At 43.3% G+C, this 19,505-nt stretch carries 21 protein-coding genes; 14 read left to right on the top strand and 7 right to left on the bottom strand.

Annotated elements, in window-relative coordinates:
* Positions 1-10: 10 nt before the first annotated feature.
* The 4 genes from BK049_RS05975 to BK049_RS05960 all read right to left on the bottom strand — a co-directional run bounded on the left by BK049_RS05975 (position 11) and on the right by BK049_RS05960 (position 1,658).
* Positions 11-487, bottom strand: a complete 477-nt coding sequence (locus BK049_RS05975) for an FMN-binding protein (RefSeq protein ID WP_008357068.1) — start codon at positions 485-487, stop codon at positions 11-13.
* A 203-nt stretch (positions 488-690) separates the two neighbouring features.
* Entirely contained in the window at positions 691-933 is a 243-nt protein-coding gene (locus BK049_RS05970) for a DUF2651 family protein (RefSeq protein ID WP_071168071.1), read from the bottom strand.
* Between the two features lie 31 nt (positions 934-964).
* Complete coding sequence (locus tag BK049_RS05965; RefSeq protein ID WP_008357074.1) at positions 965-1,255, bottom strand: DUF5316 domain-containing protein; 291 nt, start codon at positions 1,253-1,255, stop codon at positions 965-967.
* A 25-nt stretch (positions 1,256-1,280) separates the two neighbouring features.
* The gene (locus BK049_RS05960; protein ID WP_034738615.1) at positions 1,281-1,658 is read right to left on the bottom strand and encodes a VOC family protein; all 378 of its coding nucleotides are present in this window, start codon (positions 1,656-1,658) and stop codon (positions 1,281-1,283) included.
* 185 nt (positions 1,659-1,843) lie between these two features.
* Between BK049_RS05960 and BK049_RS05955 the strand changes: the two genes are divergently transcribed.
* The 8 genes from BK049_RS05955 (at position 1,844) to BK049_RS05920 (ending at position 8,561) form a co-directional block, all read left to right on the top strand.
* Complete coding sequence (locus tag BK049_RS05955) at positions 1,844-2,110, top strand: excalibur calcium-binding domain-containing protein (RefSeq protein WP_008357077.1); 267 nt, start codon at positions 1,844-1,846, stop codon at positions 2,108-2,110.
* 103 nt (positions 2,111-2,213) lie between these two features.
* Positions 2,214-2,993, top strand: coding sequence for a Cof-type HAD-IIB family hydrolase (locus tag BK049_RS05950; RefSeq protein ID WP_406566825.1), 780 nt, complete (start codon positions 2,214-2,216; stop codon positions 2,991-2,993).
* Between the two features lie 216 nt (positions 2,994-3,209).
* Positions 3,210-3,968, top strand: coding sequence for a LamB/YcsF family protein (locus tag BK049_RS05945; protein ID WP_008357081.1), 759 nt, complete (start codon positions 3,210-3,212; stop codon positions 3,966-3,968).
* Positions 3,969-3,992: 24 nt separating this feature from the next.
* The gene (locus tag BK049_RS05940) at positions 3,993-5,210 is read left to right on the top strand and encodes an NRAMP family divalent metal transporter (RefSeq protein WP_008357083.1); all 1,218 of its coding nucleotides are present in this window, start codon (positions 3,993-3,995) and stop codon (positions 5,208-5,210) included.
* Positions 5,211-5,214: 4 nt separating this feature from the next.
* The gene (locus tag BK049_RS05935; protein WP_046527410.1) at positions 5,215-6,006 is read left to right on the top strand and encodes a putative hydro-lyase; all 792 of its coding nucleotides are present in this window, start codon (positions 5,215-5,217) and stop codon (positions 6,004-6,006) included.
* Positions 6,007-6,025: 19 nt separating this feature from the next.
* Complete coding sequence (gene pxpB / locus BK049_RS05930; RefSeq protein ID WP_008357087.1) at positions 6,026-6,772, top strand: 5-oxoprolinase subunit PxpB; 747 nt, start codon at positions 6,026-6,028, stop codon at positions 6,770-6,772.
* A complete protein-coding gene (locus BK049_RS05925) occupies positions 6,769-7,785 on the top strand; it encodes a 5-oxoprolinase subunit C family protein (RefSeq protein ID WP_071168070.1) in 1,017 nt (338 codons plus the stop codon). Before pxpB ends, BK049_RS05925 begins: the two co-directional genes overlap by 4 nt.
* 14 nt (positions 7,786-7,799) lie before the next feature.
* Positions 7,800-8,561 (top strand): IclR family transcriptional regulator, encoded by a 762-nt coding sequence (locus BK049_RS05920; RefSeq protein ID WP_008357091.1) that lies wholly within the window; start codon positions 7,800-7,802, stop codon positions 8,559-8,561.
* Between the two features lie 45 nt (positions 8,562-8,606).
* Here the strand turns inward: BK049_RS05920 and BK049_RS05915 are convergent, their stop codons facing one another.
* A complete protein-coding gene (locus tag BK049_RS05915; protein ID WP_008357093.1) occupies positions 8,607-9,242 on the bottom strand; it encodes an FMN-dependent NADH-azoreductase in 636 nt (211 codons plus the stop codon).
* Between the two features lie 413 nt (positions 9,243-9,655).
* On the opposite strand from BK049_RS05915, the gene BK049_RS05910 reads away from it, so the two are divergent.
* The 3 genes from BK049_RS05910 (at position 9,656) to BK049_RS05900 (ending at position 13,675) form a co-directional block, all read left to right on the top strand.
* On the top strand, positions 9,656-10,288 hold the full coding sequence (locus tag BK049_RS05910; RefSeq protein WP_071168069.1) for a GDSL-type esterase/lipase family protein: 633 nt from the start codon (positions 9,656-9,658) through the stop codon (positions 10,286-10,288).
* An 86-nt stretch (positions 10,289-10,374) separates the two neighbouring features.
* Positions 10,375-11,457, top strand: a complete 1,083-nt coding sequence (locus tag BK049_RS05905; RefSeq protein WP_071168068.1) for a C45 family autoproteolytic acyltransferase/hydrolase — start codon at positions 10,375-10,377, stop codon at positions 11,455-11,457.
* A 130-nt stretch (positions 11,458-11,587) separates the two neighbouring features.
* The gene (locus tag BK049_RS05900; RefSeq protein WP_071168067.1) at positions 11,588-13,675 is read left to right on the top strand and encodes a BglG family transcription antiterminator; all 2,088 of its coding nucleotides are present in this window, start codon (positions 11,588-11,590) and stop codon (positions 13,673-13,675) included.
* 16 nt (positions 13,676-13,691) lie between these two features.
* On the opposite strand, the gene BK049_RS05895 is transcribed toward BK049_RS05900, so the two are convergent.
* Positions 13,692-14,303, bottom strand: coding sequence for a class I SAM-dependent methyltransferase (locus BK049_RS05895; protein WP_034738626.1), 612 nt, complete (start codon positions 14,301-14,303; stop codon positions 13,692-13,694).
* A gap of 160 nt (positions 14,304-14,463) precedes the next feature.
* On the opposite strand from BK049_RS05895, the gene BK049_RS05890 reads away from it, so the two are divergent.
* Both BK049_RS05890 and BK049_RS05885 read left to right on the top strand, forming a co-directional pair.
* On the top strand, positions 14,464-15,333 hold the full coding sequence (locus tag BK049_RS05890) for an SDR family oxidoreductase (protein WP_071168066.1): 870 nt from the start codon (positions 14,464-14,466) through the stop codon (positions 15,331-15,333).
* 293 nt (positions 15,334-15,626) lie between these two features.
* Positions 15,627-16,040, top strand: a complete 414-nt coding sequence (locus BK049_RS05885; protein ID WP_071168065.1) for a pyridoxamine 5'-phosphate oxidase family protein — start codon at positions 15,627-15,629, stop codon at positions 16,038-16,040.
* Between the two features lie 627 nt (positions 16,041-16,667).
* Here BK049_RS05885 and BK049_RS05880 read toward each other — a convergent pair.
* A complete protein-coding gene (locus BK049_RS05880) occupies positions 16,668-16,850 on the bottom strand; it encodes a FeoB-associated Cys-rich membrane protein (RefSeq protein WP_008357110.1) in 183 nt (60 codons plus the stop codon).
* A 394-nt stretch (positions 16,851-17,244) separates the two neighbouring features.
* On the opposite strand from BK049_RS05880, the gene BK049_RS05870 reads away from it, so the two are divergent.
* Positions 17,245-19,494, top strand: coding sequence for a hypothetical protein (locus tag BK049_RS05870; protein ID WP_244887372.1), 2,250 nt, complete (start codon positions 17,245-17,247; stop codon positions 19,492-19,494).
* Positions 19,495-19,505 lie beyond the last annotated feature (11 nt).

Here is a 19,505-nt window from a genome sequence, read left to right as displayed (position 1 = left end):
AGTCTCCTCTCTAAGCCTTGGCCTGCTCTAATGCCTGAGCTACTGCTGTTTCAAAATCCTGTGTACTTAATGTTGCACCACTTACTGTATCTACATCAGCGCTTTGTCTGATGACCACTTGATTAGGTAATGATGAAATGGAGCTTTGCCCATATCTTGTGTTATCACTAGTAATTTCTACAGCAGTGATGGCTCCTTGCTTGATCGTAACGGATACGCTAATAGATCCAATTTCATTTGATCCAGTTCCTGAATAAGTCCCGTCTTGGAGCTCAGATTCTGAGCTGGTATCTTCTGTTTGAGTTGTAAGAGTAGCTGATGTGCTAGATGTATTGTTTGAAGAAGCGTCTTCTTGTGTATCTTCTTGTGTATTTGATTGTGTTGTCTGAACGGCTTGGGCGTGATGGGTAGCTGCATAACCAGTGATGTATAAGCTGCTGATGGCTGCGGTGCAGAGACTAATCATTTTCTTATTCATTTTTGCCATGATGTTTTCTACCTCCTATTATTGTCTACTTTATAGAAGAAGTTTGAACAAACCATGAACAAGAAAAGAACTTTTTAGATAATGTGCACCTGGATGTAGAATCGAAAGAAAGCGGCCACAAATTACAGAAAAGACTGTCGAGATTCTCTCAACAGCCTTGAAAGGTGAAGCCTATGATGGTTATAGATAAAATGGTGTTGTATTTATGAAATAGTTCTCAACTGCTTTGTCACCAATCCAGCGAGAAACGCACAGACTGTGTAGATGATGACCCAAATGAAAAAGGATTCATTTCCACCAATATAAGTGAACATCAGGGTCACACTCGCTAACAGTACAATCAAAGTAGGAATCCAAACGTTTTTCAAAAGCAACGTGCCGAAAGTACCAATCAGCCCAGAGATAATGGGAAAGCCGAATACAATGAATAATACAAAAACAGCCATATGGATATCTCCTTTTCATGACATTCATGATTTACATCAAAACATATAAGACCGCCGCAGCCATATGCGGAAGGGCAAAGATGATAAAAAGAAAAGCCGTATCAAGACGCCGCATGCGGTGCTCTTTTGTTTCAGTGTGATAGGCTGCTCGCGTTTCTTCCCCATTTGTCCATGCCCCCATTAAGAAACCAGATACAACGATTCCAATAATAGAGATTCCTCCACTGACCCACCCAATCCATTCGTGGTGCTGTAGAAGGAAGGACATACTGCAAATGACAATCATTGAGCCAACACCAGCATAAAAAGCTTTTTTTCTCATTACGCTTCACTCCTTCGATCGAGTATTAGGAGATCGCATCACATATTTCAATGAAATGACCATCAGGATCAGACACATAAGCGACCGTTTGCCCCCATGGTTTCTTTGCCGGTTCTTTCACGACAGGTACCCCTTTTTCTTTCATGAATGCAATCGTTTGATCCACGTCATCCACAACAAAGCCAATCTCAAACGTTTGAGACGAGCTATTCGCATCTGGAACGGGCAACCCAAGGGCATCTTTCACATCTTGGCGTGAATTAATGGATAAGGTCACTTCTCCTGTATCGAATTCAACATAGGATTCAACTCTTAATTTAATAGGGAAACCAAGTACATGATGGTAGAAATGAATACTCGCTTCAACATCATGTACATATAGAATGGTATATTTCATTTTCATGTGAAAAGCTCCTTTCTTCATATACGTGTCAAAACCGGAAAGGTTTCCCACCAATTTTACCACATAGGAAATAAGGTTTGTTTTATTCCAAAAAAATCAATATTTTTAGCTCAATCGTCTTGAAAAACAAAATGTGGTGTCATATGATAAAAATGTAAAATGAGAAAAAATAGGGGGAAATCTGTATGTTGAAAAAAATCATGGTGGCTGTCTTGTCTTTAGGTCTTTTACTTAGCTTTACACAAGTCGACACGCACACAGCGGATGCAAAGACAGTCAAGTACAAAAACTGCAAAGCGCTCAACAAGGTTTATAAAGGCGGAGTGGCGATCAGCAAAAATACGAAAAACAAAGGTGGAAAAACAAGGTACAAGCCTTATGCATCAAAAGCGCTTTACCTAAAAAATAAACACCTTGACCGCGATAAAGACGGCATTGCGTGTGAACGCTAAGAAGATATGAAAAGACCTGTGACAGGGTCTTTTTTCTATGGGATCAAACTCGTTCCTTTGTGCCATCTTCGTCTTTATATTAAAATAAAGGTAGATTCAAAAAATGATACAAAGTGGGGTACTCAATTTGTCAACACAAGCTGATAAGAAAGACATCCGATTGATTGCCATTGATATGGATGGCACGCTGTTAAACAGTGAGCACGTCATTCCTGAGGAAAATAAACAAGCCATTAAAGAAGCAGAAGCAAAAGGGGTTCATGTGGTGATTAGCACAGGGCGTACGCTGATGACATGCCGAGAGTTGGTCGAGCCGCTTCAGCTTTCTTCCTATCTTGTGACAGCCAACGGAAGTGAAATTTGGGATTCGAATTTCCAGCTGATTGAACGAGAACTGCTGCATCCCGATCACGTTCAAATGATGTGGGATTTAAAAAACAGGTACGAAACCGATTACTGGGCTTCCACTGTGGATAAGGTGTGGAGAGGTGAATTTCCAGAACGCATTCATGACCACGAATGGTTGAAATTCGGCTTTGATATTCATGACGATGACGTTCGTGAGGAAGTACTCAATACATTGAAAACAAATGAGCATCTAGAGATTACAAATTCAAGTCCAACCAATATCGAAGTCAATGCGGCAGGTATTAACAAAGCTGCGGCTCTTGCGAAAGTAGCAGAACGAATTGGCTGTACAATGGATAACGTCATGTCACTTGGCGACAGCCTAAATGATATGGCCATGATTCAAGAAGCCGGATTAGGCATTGCGATGGGGAATGCACAAGAAGTCGTGAAAGAAGCCGCTGATTGGATTACCGCTCCTCATACCGAGCACGGTGTAGCAAAAGCTATACAACATTGGGTGCTGTCTAAATAGAGGAGAAGGATGAAATGGATGCATTTCATCAAACATCTTCATAACCATTAGAAAAAAGCGAGAGGACATTCCCTCTCGCTTTTTTGTTTTCTTCTAGTTCTATGGTTATGTTTTCTGACAATTTAATGTGAAGTGTGTCCAAAGCTGATATAATCAATATAAATTCGAATATTCGGACTTTTGATTCCGTTTTTCGGAACGATAAGGAGGGTTCCTATGTATCAAGTGGATATCAATTGTGATTTGGGAGAAAGCTTTGGTCCATACACAATCGGTTCAGATGAACAAATTCTTGAATATGTCACCTCAGCCAACATTGCTTGCGGTTTTCATGCGGGAGATCCAACGGTCATGAGAAAGACGGTCAGAATGGCGCTGGATAAAGGGGTTCAAATCGGTGCGCATCCAGGCTTGCAGGATTTAGCCGGCTTTGGCAGACGTCCAATGGCCATCTCGCCAGACGAAGCCTATGATCTCGTCATCTATCAAATTGGTGCGCTATCAGCCTTTCTAAAAGCAGAAGGCGGCACGATGCAGCACGTCAAACCACACGGTGCCCTCTACAACATGGCGGCTGAAAATACTGAATTATCTGAATATATTGCGAAGGCTGTATATGATGTAAATCCGAATCTTGTGTTATTTGCGCTGTCAGGCAGTGAACTTGCGTCAGCAGGGGAAAGAATCGGCCTTCAAGTGGCACATGAAGTTTTTTCTGATCGAACATATCAACCAGATGGAACACTGACATCGCGCCGAAAGCCTCATGCACTGATTGAAGAAGATGACATGGCGGTGCAGCAGGTTATTCGTATGGTCATAGAAGGAAAGGTTCGTACAGTTCAAGGGGAAGATATTCAGCTCAAAGCAGATACGGTTTGCATTCACGGAGACGGCAGTCATGCACTTCAATTTGCAAAAACCATTACAGCGAAGCTAAAAGAAGCCAACATTCAACTTAAAGCCTTTCAATAATTCGTCAACAAAGGGGGAAACAACATGAAAAGAGAAAAAGTCAAAAACATACAGTCATCAAAGGGGAACCGTTCTATGCTGATGGGCGCAGCCTTTTTAATGGCTACGTCCGCCATCGGACCGGGATTTTTAACACAAACAACGGTTTTCACACAGCAGCTTGCAGCCAGCTTTGGATTTGTCATTTTGATCTCCATTGTGTTAGACATTTTTGCACAAACGAATGTATGGCGTATCATTGCCGTCTCGGAAAAACGAGGACAGGACATTGCGAATATGGTGCTGCCCGGCCTCGGTTATGTGCTAGCCTTTTTGATCGTCATCGGCGGGCTTGCCTTTAATATTGGAAATATCGCCGGTGCTGGGCTAGGTTTTCAGGTGATTTTCGGTGTCGATCCACGGATTGGCGCAGGGGTCAGTGCTGTTATTGCCATTCTTATTTTTGTCATCAAAGAAGCTGGAAAAGCGATGGATCGTTTTACGCAGATCGCCGGGTTTGTCATGATTGGTCTCATGCTGTATGTGGCGATTTCAACAGCGCCGCCTGTTGGAGAAGCAGCAGTGAGAACGTTCGTCCCAGAGAAAATTGATATTTTATCCATTGTGACACTTGTAGGGGGAACGGTTGGCGGCTATATCGTCTTTGCTGGCGGTCATCGCCTGCTGGATGCTGGCATCAAGGGGAAGGAATCCTTGCCGCAAGTGACGAAAAGCTCCATATTCGGTGTCCTCATCACGTCGGTTATGCGTGTAGCACTCTTTTTGGCCACATTAGGAGTGGTCGCAAAAGGCTTGCAAATTGATCCATCGAACCCGCCTGCTTCTGTTTTTCAATTAGCATCTGGGAATATCGGGTATAAAATGTTCGGGGTTATTATGTGGGCTGCCGCCATTACCTCGGTCATTGGCGCAGCATACACATCTGTCTCCTTCTTTAAAACCTTTTCACCAAAAATTGAGCAAAATCAACGCGGCATTATCATCGGATTTATTGCGCTATCGACCCTTTGTTTTATTACGATTGGACGACCTGTCAATATCTTGATTTTGGTTGGGGCGATCAATGCATTGATCTTGCCGCTTGCACTAGGAACATTGCTGATTGCAGCCTATAAAAAAGAGATTGTCGGTGATTATCGTCATCCATTCTTTTTGACAGCAGCTGGTGCATTTGTGGTCATCATCATGGCGATTATGGGCGGATATACCATCATGAATGAAATTCCGAAACTATGGAGCTGATCACATGAAAGCATATCAAACCTATAAGCCGTCACAAATAAGGGAATTGATTCGTAAGCAGAAGATCACAGAACCAACGGCTGGCTTTGCTGAGGGATTTGCGCAAGCCAACTTAATGATCGTCAAAAAAGAGCTGGCCTTCGATTTTCTTTTATTTTGTCAGCGGAATCCGGCTTCGTGCCCTTTGCTTGATGTGCTCGACCCAGGTGATCCAGTGCCAAGGCGTTCAGCACCTGATGCGGATATTCGAACGGATTTCCCTAAATATCGTGTTTACAAAAAAGGGGTTCTTCAAGAAGAGGTAACAGATATTTCTTCCTATTGGGAGGATGATATGGTGGGCTTTCTCATCGGATGCAGCTTTACGTTTGAGCATGCACTGATGCTGAATGACATTCCTGTCCGCCATATTGAAGACGGTCATAATGTACCAATGTATCAAACGAACATTCCATGTGAAAGGGCAGGTGTATTCCATGGTCCGATGGTTGTCAGTATGAGGCCGATCCCAGCGCATCAAGTCACAAGAAGTGTTCAGGTGACGTCTAGATTCCCATCGGTACATGGCGGTCCTATCCATATAGGTGATCCAGCTGTGATTGGCATTGAACATGTAGATCAACCAGACTTTGGAGAACCATCTGTGATCAAAGAAGGAGAAGTCCCGGTGTTTTGGGCATGCGGTGTGACGCCGCAAGCCATTGTCATGCACACAAAGCCAGACATTGCGATCACCCATGCACCCGGTCATATGTTTATCACAGATGTAAGAGATCAAAAGCTCGGTGTCCTGTAGAAAGAGAGGTGTCATAAAAGTGGCATTTTCAACGATAAAAGATTCGATCACTTTTCACCCGCTAGGAGATGCAGCGATTGTCATCCAAGCAGGGGCCGACATACGTGAAGACATACATGAGCGTGTGAAGCAGCTGTTCTCATGTATTGAACAGCATCCATTCGACGGATATGTTGAAGCTGTTCAGGCCTTTACAAACGTGACCGTCTTTTATGAGCCGTATACGGTGTATCAATCTGCTCAGCTTCAACAACGTGATATGTCTCCGTATGAATGGGTCCAAGCCTATATTGAAAAACTGCTTGAAGACAAATGGCAGGAAGGGATTCAGTCAAATCGCCGCACCGTCGATATTCCTGTATGCTATGGAGGAGAGCTGGGTCCTGATTTAGAAGAGGTTGCCTGTATCAACGATTTAACGCCTGAAGAAGTCGTGCGAATTCACACAGCCGGGACGTATCTTGTCTATATGATTGGATTTGCCCCGGGGTTTCCGTTTTTAGGCGGGCTTTCTGAAAAAATTGCAGCCCCGCGCAGAGAAACACCAAGAATGTCGATTCCAAAAGGGTCTGTGGGCATTGCGGGGAAGCAGACAGGCGTTTACCCAATTTCCACACCAGGAGGCTGGCAGCTCATTGGACAAACCCCGCTGCCATTGTTTCGGCCAGATGATGAGAGTCCAAGTCTATTGAAGGCAGGGGATGAGGTTAGATTTGTCCAAATGTCTGAAAAGGAATTTTTCAGCATGAAGGAGGCAGAACGTTGAGTATTCATGTCGTCAAGCCAGGAATGTTCACCACCATTCAAGATAAAGGGAGAAAAGGCTACCAGAAGTATGGCGTGTTAACGAGCGGCGGCATGGACCCGCTCTCACTGCGAATCGCCAACATCCTCACTGGGAATCAAGAAAACGAAGCCGTACTGGAAATAACTTTGATGGGACCGGGTCCTGTGTTTACAAGTCAGAAGGATCAGCTGGTTGCAGTGACTGGTGCTGACGTGGAGATTGATATTGATGGGGAACAAGCCCCTCTATGGAAACCGCTCTTCATTCGGGCAGGAAGTACGATCACCTTTGGACCTTGTAAGAGGGGATGCCGTTCCTACCTCGCCGCAGCAGGTGGATTTGACGTGGAGCCAGTCATGCAGAGCAAAAGCACCTATGTGAGAGCGAGGATAGGCGGGCTAGAAGGTCGTCCGCTAGAAAAAGGCGACGTTTTGCCTGTTGGAGAGCCATCACCTCTAGCCAGTAGCCTATTTCAAATGCTAAAAAGCAAAGTGACACGCGGGGCATACAGCGCGCCAGATTGGACAGTCAACCATGCTCATTTTTTGCCGCTGCGGAAATCCCCAGTGATTCGGGTGCTTGCCGGCAGACATCTATGTGATTTTCAGAAAGAATCGCAGCAGGCTTTTTTTGAGCGGCCTTATCAGGTCACGCCCCAATCAGACCGCATGGGATGCAGATTGAAGGGGGAACCCATTCGCTTAAAACAAAAGCTGGAATTAATTTCAGAAGCTGTTGCCTTCGGCTCTATTCAAATCCCTCCTGACGGCCAGCCGATTATTTTGCTGGCAGATCGACAAACAACAGGCGGATATCCGCGTATTGGTGAGGTGGCAACAGTCGATTTGCCGCTCATTGCACAGGCGATGCCTGGGGCGAATCTGACTTTTCAACAAATCGACCGTCAGGAAGCAGAGCAGGCCTTATTTAGTCAAGAGGCAGACATTAAAGAACTAACCACACGATTAAAGCTGGAAACATTTTCATTTTAGAAAAGGTGAGGAACATGCAAAACACAAATAAAACCGTTGTGAAATCAATGGAGATTTTGCGGCTTTTTATCACACACGAACAATTAACGTTAAATGACATGATTGAGCTGTCCAAGATGCCGAAAACATCTGTACACCGCATGGCAAGCTCATTAGCCGATATGGGGCTATTAGAAAAGCAGGCTTCAGGTGTTTACCGATTGGGATTGATGTTTCTTGAATACGGCCAGCTTGTAGCCGATCGCCTTGATATTCGGAAAATTGCAAGGCCTTTTATGGAAAGTTTGCGTGATGAGGTAGGGGAAGCCGTACAGCTCATTATTCGTGAAGGAGATGAAGCCATTTACGTTGAAAAAATCGAAGGAACGCAGCCTGTCCGGCTTTATACCGCAGTCGGCAGGCGATCTCCATTATATGCGGGAGCCTGTGCAAGAAGCATCCTTTCCTTTTTACCAGAGAAAGAGAGACTGGCTTATATTGACTCCATTGAGCTTGGCAAAATCGGAATTGGGACCATTACGGATAAAGATGTCCTGCGAAGTATGCTAGAGGAATCGAATAAGCGAGGCTATACGTTAAGCTATTCAGAACTTGAAAACTATACAGCAGCTATCGGAGCGCCGATTTTCAATCATCACGGGGAAGTGGCAGCAGGGATTAGCATTGCAGGATTTGAAGCGGGTTATCAAAAGGAACGGCTTCCTTACTTAATTGAGCAGGTCAAAAAAGCCGCCAGCGGCATTTCGAAAGAATTAGGTTTTTCAACTGAACAATAAAAATCCAATGACCGTAAAGATCATTGGATTTTTTTATATGATGGATTAGAATGTTTTTCCTAAAGCTTTTGCACGTTCGATTGCATCTGCTTTAATTTGCTCTGCTTTATCAGGCTCAGCATTGTGACCTTCAACAATAAGACCTTCGAAAGAAGGAATTCCGAAGAAGCTTGCAATTGTACCAAGGTAACGGTGACCTGCTTCAAGCTCAGCAGCAGGACCTTCAGAGTAGTATCCGCCACGTGCTTGGATGTGTAGTGCTTTTTTGTCTGTTAGTAATCCAACAGGACCTTGCTCAGTGTATTTGAATGTTTTACCAGCTACAGCAACAGAGTCGATGTATGCTTTCAAAACTGGTGGGAATGAGAAGTTCCAAAGTGGTGAAACAAATACATATTTGTCAGCAGAAACGAATTGATCGCTTAATTCGTTTAGGCGAGCAACTTTCGCTTGCTCTTCAGCTGAAAGTGTATCGAAGCCAGCACCAGATTGAAGCTTGCCCCATCCAGAGAATACATCTGCATCAATGTGAGGGATATGTTCTTTGTACAAATCAATATGTACAACCTCGTCACTTGGATTTGCTTCCTTATAAGATTCGATAAATGCTTTAGCAGTCGCCATACTGTAAGAAACTGTTTCATCATGCGGATGTGCAGTGATGTATAAAACTTTTGCCATGATTCATTCAATCCTTTCTGTTTCGGGTATTTTTTAGCGTATCCCAAGAATACGCTGAATATGTGGCATCTTTATTCATATTGGAATGCTATGAAAAAGATGTAACAAGCACAGTTACATAAAAACTGATATTTTCATTGTAATCACAATATAGTTTGAAGTCAAGGTATAAAGTCTTGAAATCAAGATAAAAAGTTTGTAAATTTTTCTGAAAGGCGTTGGAACACCCGTTTAAGCAAAAAAGCCTACTCCCATTGAACAAAAAATGGGTCAATATCGCAAGTAAAGTGTTTGTAAATGCACTCATCCTATGCCTTTGAAAAAAAGGTGGATACCCATAAGCCATCTGCTACAAGCATCTGTTCTGATTTTTCGTATATATAAGAGAAGGCATGAGAGAGTGAGGGATAAGAGTGGGACGATCCTATGTTGCGATTGGAGATTCCTTAACGGTTGGGGTGGGGGCTCGTTTATTTGGCGGAGGTTTTGCTGAGCGGTATGCGGTGATGCTTGAAAAAAAGCTGCATACGCCGGTTAAGCTGTCCGTTTTTGCGAAATCAGGGTTAACAACGGAAGAAATCCTGCAGCTTTTCAAGCAGTCTGATGTAAGACGTGCTATTGCAAAAGCTGACATCATCACGATTACAGGCTGCGGGAATGATCTTGTTCAAGCTGTTTTGCAGTATGAAGAAGGTGGAGATGAAAAGACACTGCTGCAAGCGTCTATGCATTGCCAGACGAATTTTAGCAAGATGATTCAAGAAATCGCTCAGATCAAAAAAGGGCAGCATCAGTCATACTGCGTGTATCTCATGAATTTATATAATCCTTTTCCTGACATTCCGATAGCGGAGCGGTGGCTTCAGCAATACAATCAACACCTTCGGTTGCTCGCATCAAGTCCGCATGTAGAAGTAGTAGATGTTTACCGCGCGTTTGAAGGCCATGAAAGAGATTACTTATCGTTGGATCAATTTCATCCGAACCATAAAGGGTATCAAGCCATGGCAGAAGCCTTGTGTCAACAATCCGCTAAACAGCTGTGATCCATAGGATTGCAGTTTTTTTCATCCTTTAAAATAAATGCCTGTTTCGATATGATAAGAGAAACGAAGATAAAAGAGGTGGATGCATGCAGGAGATGAGCGCGTATTTTCATGAAATGAAAGGAACAGCTTATGAGGTAGGAAAGCAGCAGGCTGTCTGGCTTCAGGAGCATCCTTATCTCAAGAAACACTACCTTCAAACCGAACCTGTGGCAAAAGAGGCTGTGAATGAAACGAAGCAGCTGCTGCGTCCATATCTTCCTCAGTTAGAGGAAGAGCTCGCTGGATTTTGTGAGGAACTGCAAATCAATGAAAGTCATTTGACCTTTTTCTTTTCATCACATCTTCAGCCTGGATGTTCGCATTGTGTGAGGCAGGGAAACAAGACGGACAATCAACAAACAGTGATGCTGCGCAACTATGATTTTTCCCCGCTGTTTGATGATATGCGCCTTGTGTCTACACATGTGAAAGGTTTGGCGGTTCATACAGGATCATCATTAATCTTATTTGGCAGATCTGATGGAATGAATGAGCATGGTCTGTCTGTGACCTTTTCTGCATGCGGACCGCCTATTGGCAATGAACCAGGTTTAAAGCCACCAGCCGTTGCTGGCTTGCAAGTATATCACGTGATTCGAGCTGTTCTGGATTCCTGTGAAACGGTTGAGGAAGCCGCCAGCTTGATACAGGAAATGCCTGTCGCCTCAAATGTTCACCTCATGCTCGCCGATCGGCAAGGAGACGCGGCTGTGATCGAAATGATTGATGGGCAAAAGATGGTGAGAAAACCGGAGCATGGATATATTGCAGCAACGAATCATCCGGTAGCTGATCAAACGGCAAAAGGGTTAACCAAACATCACTCTGTTGTCAGATACAATCTGTTGATTCAGGCTTTGGAAGAAAAGCGATCAAGCGAGTCTCTTGCTAAATTGTTCCAGACGGAATATCCCGCTGGTCTGACTGTGCACAATTATGAAGAGCTGTTTGGGACGATGCGAACCGTCCTGTTCCGTCCGGAAGAAGGCACAATCGATTATTGCTTTGGCTCTTCCGTATACAATCCGACTTATTCTTTAAAAGCCGGGGGTTCACTGCCTTTTCAAGAACAAAAGGTTCAATTTCATCAAAAGGAGTATGGACCGTCATTTTGGAAAAACGTATGATGTGGAGAAGGTCTTTCATTTTGTCACAGACCGTTTGCCAAATTTAGAACAACTTCAGATTGCATCGTTTAGTGAAAGCGTTTTATATTAAATTGTGACAATAGACCTAGTAAGCAGAAGGAGGCATTTCATGTACATAACGGCACGAGAACAAAAAGTCATCAAATATATGATTCAGCAAAATCGTTATGTCACCATTCGTGAGATCGCCGATTCTGTTCAGGTGAGTACAAGAACCATTCATAGAGAACTTAAATCCATTAAACCGATTTTAAAAAGTTACAACCTATCACTTGATAAACAGCCGGGGAAGGGCCTGAAGGCAGTCGGTGAACAGGAAGACAAGCAGCGGCTTCTGGCTCACATTTCAAATGAAGATCAAATTGAATATAGTTCTGATGAACGGAAGCTCTTAATCCTGTGTGCACTGCTTGAAGCAAAGGAACCGGTGAAATTATATACACTTGCAGCCGACTTGCAGGTCACAAATGCGACCATCAGCTACGATTTAGATGAACTGACGGACTGGATTGCTCCTTATGGTTTACTGCTCATTCGAAAGCGCGGGTACGGCATTGAATTAAAAGGACCGGAGGAAGCAAAACGAAAAATTGTCGGCAATCTCATTGTCGACCGGCTCGACATTCAATTATTTTTAGAAACGATTGAAATGAATATTAAACATCGAACGAAAGCGACTGAAAAAGTGTTTGGAGTGGTCAGCAGGGGACAGCTGCTCAAGGTAGAGAGGCTACTCTTTCATTTGAAAAACCGACTGTCGCTCTCATTGTCTGATAGTGCTTATATTGCGCTCGTCGTTCACTTAACCTATGCCATCGAACGCATTCAAATCGGCGAAACCATTCGGATGGAAGAGGAAGAATTGCTTGAATTAAAGCGGACGAAGGAATTTGAATCCTCACTGCGAATCGCAAGAGCACTAGAACGCATGTTTAATGTCGAGATTCCTGAAGCAGAGGTCGGATATATGACCATCCATCTGCGTAGTGCAAACCGAAGCTTTAAGGCAGAATATCGCATTGATGAGATTGAACTGGATATTGCGCTGAGAACGAAAAAACTCATCGATTTTATTTCTCATAAAACAGGCTACCATTTAAATGAAAATGATTCATTGTATGAGGGACTCGTGTCTCATCTTGAACCTGCCATGAACCGATTAAAGGAGAAGATGCGGATTTATAATCCGCTCAAACAACAAATTAAAAAAGACTACTTTTTGCTGTTCATGGCGATTGAAGAAGGGGTTGAGCGCTTCTTTCCCGAGATTGAATTTCCAGAAGATGAAATTGCCTTTATCGTGCTTCACTTTGGCTCGGTTCTTGAAATTAAAAAAGAAGAAACGAAGATTCATGCATTGGTCGTTTGCTCAAGCGGAATCGGTTCGTCCAAAATGCTCGCATCACGATTGAAAAAAGAATTGCCAGAGATCGCTAAATTCGATCTATCTTCCTTGATGGAACTAAAGGAAATCGACGCGGCGAGCTATGACATGATTGTATCAACGGTTCCGATCCCATATGAGCATATTGATTACATTATGGTCAGTCCGCTCTTAAACGAGGATGACGCCATGCGTGTCAAGTCTCATATTAAACGCAAGATTCCGTATATCATTGAGAAAAAAAGAGCGCAGGAATCTGTGAAAGAATCGGTGGAGGAACCAGTGGATATGATGGGGCTGGCAGAGCAGATAACGAATTATATGTCTGTCATTCGCAGCATCTTGTCCCATTTTACAATTGAAAAAAAGAACACGATGAATCAGCATGAGGAAACCATCCGAGAGCTGATGCGTCAGCTTGAAAGCCAAGGATATGTAGACCGTGCGGACGACGTGGCGGCCGGCTTACTTGAACGTGAACAGCAAGGAGGTCTAGGCATTCCGGGGACCGAGTTCGCTCTTTTCCACTTAAAGCATGAGTTCATCAAGAAGCCGATCTTTCATATCTATGATCTTGATGAGGCATACGAGATCAAAAGCATGGATGGCAAAGAGCAGCTCATGTCAAGAATGCTCATGATGCTCGCGCCGCTAGAGCTTGGCAAAGAAGGGTCTGAAATGTTTAGTCTGATCAGTTCATCCATCATCGAAAGCGAAGAAAGCACAGCGCTTTATGGACACGGAACAAAGGAAGACATTGAGCAGAAATTAAATCAGCTGTTCTACCAATTTGTCAAAGAGGCAAAATGGTAGGAAAAAGGCCGAGAGCTTATTCGCTTCTCGGCTTTTTTGCTGTGACACAGACAGCGAGGGTAGGACGAATTTCCTCGTACTCAATAGAAAATTGGCCAAATCCAGCAAACTGCAAGTGATGCAGAATCTCTTCACCCATTTCTGTTGTCCGGCTGGCGCCCGCTCCCTTTTCTCTTGGCTGCATCACAATCACGATTTTTCCGCCAGGTTTCAAGGTGTGATAAAGATTGAGTAATCCAGTCTTTGGGTCATCCCAAATCGTGTAATTGTTGACAGAAAGCACTTTGTCGTACTGCTCTGCTGGCAAACGTGAGTTTTCAATTTTCCCGACATACAGCCGGACCTGTTCGTCTTTTAATCGTTTCTTAATGCGGGTCTTCGCCTGCTCCTGCATGGTGGAAGAGGCATCCAGTCCATCAATGTGAAGATCATCATAATGCCTTAGCATATGTTTGATACTGTAACCCGGGCCATAGCCAATTTCTAACAGGTGTTCCCCATCAGCAAGCTCTAAGTGACGGATCGCCCACTGATTCAATGCTTTATTTTCATTTGCCATAATGAAGCCTGCAATGCTTCCAAGCCAGCCTTTTGGTCTGCTAAAGGTTTTTGAGAGAGTTGACAGCATATGAAAATGCTCCTTTTTGATGATCATGTAACCGAATTTTCCCATTTCGAAACATGACAACCTGTTTTTCAAAAACGCATCTGTACGGCATCGTGATGTTTGAAGAACAAGTGAAGTGGTAATGAAAGGATACATCCGCAAATCAAGGAGGAGCTTACACATGGATTTACGTGAATACTTAACAAACGGCATTCCGCGCCAAACACAGGATCAGCAGCCAGGCAGTGAAAGAGAAATGAATCCTGCGCCGATCTTTGAGGATGAGTCGTATCAAGGGTCTGGCAAGCTAAAAGGAAAAGTCGCACTGATTACAGGTGGAGACAGCGGAATTGGACGTGCCGTTTCTGTCGCATATGCCAAAGAAGGAGCACATGTCGCCATTGTGTACTTAAATGAACATGAGGATGCAGAGGACACGAAAAAGCGCATCGAGCAGGAAGGTGTCAAATGCTTAACGATTGCAGGAGATGTCGGGGACGAAGCCTTTTGCGAGGAAGCGGTAGAGAAAACGGTTGAAGCGTTTGGTCAATTAGATATTTTAGTGAATAATGCGGCTGAACAGCATCCGCAAGAACGGATTCAAGATATTTCTAGTGAACAGCTTCACCAAACGTTTAGAACAAACTTCTATTCTTATTTCTATTTGACGAAAAAGGCGCTTGATTACTTAAAACCGGGAAGTTCGATCATTAATACAACATCTATCAACCCTTATCGAGGCAACGCAGTGCTGATTGATTATACAGCGACGAAAGGGGCCATCAACGGCTTTACTCGTTCTATGGCACAGTCGCTTGTGAAAGATGGGATTCGGGTGAACGGCGTGGCACCTGGTCCAATTTGGACACCGCTCATTCCATCTACATTTGATGAAGACAGTGTGGAAAGCTTTGGGGCCGAAACCCCAATGGGAAGACCTGGTCAGCCTGTAGAGCATGTCGGCTGCTATGTGCTGCTTGCTTCTGATGAATCGTCTTATATGACAGGACAGACCCTTCACGTCAATGGTGGTTCCTTTATGAATACATGATCAATAGCACCGCCGCCCAGCTTTTGTTGGGCGGTGTTTTTAGTATTTCCTGCGATTTTTCTGCACAGATGTGACAGACCAGATGATAATCCCCACAACAGCTGCCGCAATGACAAGTGAAACCAAATGAAACATCGTTTCATGATGCATGCTCAACTTCCCCTTTCATTGATCCTGTTTTCTTTATCATCAGCTAGAAGATCTCTTTTTATGAAAAACACATTTCTTTGTTTAATGAATGGATTGTCGTGGAAACCTAACAGTACGGATGATATTTGAAGGAGTGAAGATATATGTCACAAGAAGAGTTAAAGCAAAAGGTACTGAACTTATTAGATGAGCAAAAGGTCGGAACGCTGGCGACGGTTGAACAGGATCAGCCGCATACCCGCTACATGACCTTTTTTCATGACGGGCTGACGCTATATACACCAACGAGCAAAGAAACACATAAAGCAGATGAGATTAAAAAAAACCCGAATGTTCATATTCTCATTGGATATACAGGCGAAGGATTTGGTGATACGTATGCTGAAATTGCAGGCACCGCTACATTAACAGATGACCGAGAATTGATTGACCGCCTTTGGTCAGAGGAAATGGAGAAATGGTTTAAAGGAAAAGATGATCCAAACTTAGTGATTCTGAAAATTGACCCAACCTCCATCCGTTATATGAATGAGGGAAGTCGTACACCAGCAGAATGATCACTTTAACACTTGCGTAAGCAGGGGGAATGTGTTATAGTTTGATATTAAGTGTTGAAATAAGCAAATAAATAAAGAAAGTAAACTTTCTTTTTTCTATGACATAATGAGAAGCAATAGAGCTTCTACTTGATAAGAACGAGACGCTGTCAAAGCGAACAAACTTATTCTTTTCCTTCTGCTCCCGCCCCCCTATATAAGCGGAAGAATGGAAAAAAGACGTTTTGATTTACAATTCACACTGGCACGGCTTCGGAGCCGTAAGGACGAATGAGAGGTAGGGCTTTCGTTGTCTTGTTATCCAGAACTTCCATGGCGTTTACTTTCAAACGTAGGTTCACTCGGAACACATATGACACACTGATATGATCGAATCTTAATTCATACACTCCGTGACGGAGATTAAACATTGATTATTTATTTGCATGAAAAGAGTAAGGAACAGGCTGCCATCTATTTGGCAGCCTTTTTAAGTTTTAAACAATAAAATACCTAAACCGATCATACCGAAAAAAGGCAGGGACAAGGCGGACACAATCCGCATAGCGTCCCCTTCAAAAGGATTCGACATTAAAAATAGAATGATAAACACACAGATAACAGCAGTGAATAGAGCATATTTCATGATCACTCACTGCTTCCTTTCTTCTGATACCGCCAAATCCGCCGAATGAAAAAGAACATCACCGCAAACAAAATAGAAAAGATGAACATGTCCAGCAGTGTCACACCTCTATCTGGATGCACAACCCCAAACCAAACAAATTGCAAAATAAAAGAGACCGCAAAATAAAAGATGGATTCTTTCATGTTTTTCTCCTTTTTACTTGTTTTTTTGACCTTTTAACCACATCATCCAAATGAAGAAAGAACCAATCATACATGAGACCAAGGTGACGGGCGGCAATGTGTGCCAACGAGTCAGCCCCTTTACAAAAAACAGATAAAAAAAGAAAATGGTAATGGATACGAGCAGCCATTGTTTGAACCATCGTGGAACACGGAGCCAAGCAGCTAAAATGAAAGACGAAAGCTTATCCAATCAGAGAACTCCTTTTTTTGAATCTGATTGGATTTTATCGCAAACCATCAAATCTGTAAAATATGGATTTTGCGGTATGTAAAGGGTATTCTTCCAGCGTTTGAAACATTCTCGCTGAACTGACGTATAAGATAAGGGAACCTCATGAAAGGAAGCGGTCATGTGAAAAGAATACCAGTAATTTTCTTGAGATATATGGTCTTCTTTCTTCCAGCCATCATTCTCAGTGTCATGGTGTGGAATCATTATCAAGAGGATTTGGCGGATGGGAAAATCAAAGAGAATGACGTCAAACGAATCTTCACATTTGATGAAGGAAAACGAGTGGTGAGTGCTGTATCAAAAGACCAGCAGCTTCATTACGCAATGTATGACACTCGTTCAGCAAAAAGAATCAAGGAATGGACCATATCAAGCGACCCATTTAACGAAATATGGCCATCCATTCAAGGAAACAACCTCTTACTTGCCTTCAAAAATAAAGATGAGCAGCTGATGATCGAGAAGCTGTCACCAAATGGCGAGAGAAAAGAGCTCGTTCAAAAGAGAGTACAGGTGCCATCATTTTTAAGTTCAAATACATATCAATGGAATGGAAGGCTCGTATTTACAGGAGAAACGGAAGGGGCAGAAGCGGTTATCGGTGAGCTGAAAAATGGTCAGTTTTACTTACACAAGCTCAATCAGCTAAAGCTGCCAGCAAGACCTGTTTCCGTTGATGCAGTCATGAATTCCTTTAAAGGGCAAACCCCTATTCCTATATTTGAAGTCACCTTGAAAAATGACAAGAAGGCGTATGTCAGCGGGATTTCTAATCAAAAACATCAGCTTGGGGTCTATGTATCCAAAGGGGATGAACCGTTTAGTCTCATTGATGATACAGTGGAACAGCAGCTGAAAAAAACGATTGGCTCATCCGAGGACTTTGCTGTCGCCGTAGAATCGGCATATCCAAAAAGAGCAAGGAAAGTAACAGCAGATGGAGGGATTGGAGAAGTCGTTCCAACACCAAAACCGATTTATCAAACGTACGTGTACCAGCTCAATGAGGAAGAAGTTCTCATTGCGGGCTCTACAGCAAAGGACGAGGCAAAAGGCAAACTGACGGGGTATATGTATAACCATCGTACGAATAAGGTGACGTCTGCCAGCAAGCTTTTGCAGTCGTTTTCATATGAATCTTTACAAAGAGAAGAGCTTTCTTTCAATAAAAATGTGAAGAGCGATTGGCTCTATTATTCATTTAACAAGCAATTAACGGGTGCATTTGAGACGAAAAGCAAAGAGCTAAAGGAATTTCCTTTGCAAAAGGTCATCTCAATTGAAAACGCCAGTCCAGCCCACCAAACGTCTGTTGATACCTTTACGCAATATGTAATGAAGGGCGGACCGCTCATTCTTAACTGGGCGATATGGATCTTGATCCCGCTATTATTATTTGTGCTAGCGATCTTCCTGCCGCCAATTTTGAGACGGGTGAGAAAGAACAAGATTAAGGACAGTGTCACATTAGAAGCCAATATTGTGTCTGTTAAAGAAACTGGCACTTACATCAACGAACAGCCTGTTGTCAGCATGCGGCTTCAATTTGAATATGAAGGGCAGCGCATAGAAAAGACGGTTAAAACGGTTGTATCCTACACCCAGATACCGCAGCCAGGCCAGCGTATTGTCGTTCACTATGATCCGAAGAAGAAAAGGGCAATGCTCTTAAAAGAAGTTGACTTCTCGCAGCCAATTCAGCCAAAGTTCATCAAAGGCGCTGTTTTAAGAAAAATAGAATCTTATGGAACCGTAGGACGAGGCACCGTCTTATCACTCACATTTGAATTGGATCAGAAAACGTATATCATTCCAATGATTCAAGCCGCTGGTTTTGAATTTACAACAGGAGAAAAAGCCGATCTCGTCGACATCAACGGCCAGCTCAAAATGGCAGCCTATGGTCATGAAGTGCGGAATCGATCGGGTAAAGATGTGACGTTAACAGGAACGATCCAGCGTGTGAAGCAATATCCAATTGCCATCCATGAACAAAAGCCTATTCAGCTTGATGTGATGGTTTCAAACGGAGATGAGTCCATCACAAAAACGGTCAGCCAGTTCATCCCTGATCATATGCAGATCACATCAGGAACTCAAATAACGATCCAAACAAAGAAAGAAGAGTTAGAGAGAGAAATGGATCTCTTGCAAGAGAAACAAGGAAGTGCAAAAGTAACCAATGTCTCCTTTGCTGGCGTGATCGGCAACCTGCCGTTAGCAATCATTCAAGTGGAGAGAAATGGCATGCTGTACGAGGTGAAGCAGCCAATTGATCCAATCACTAGCGTCTTGCCTGATGATGAATTATGGGTGGCATATCACGACATGATGCGTCAAGCAGCCATTGTGAAATATGCATCAATATAAAAAAGCGTTCC

Source organism: Bacillus xiamenensis (genome assembly GCF_001857925.1).
Classification (GTDB): Bacteria; Bacillota; Bacilli; order Bacillales; family Bacillaceae; genus Bacillus; species Bacillus xiamenensis.
This window is presented reverse-complemented; position numbering and strand designations above follow the sequence as displayed.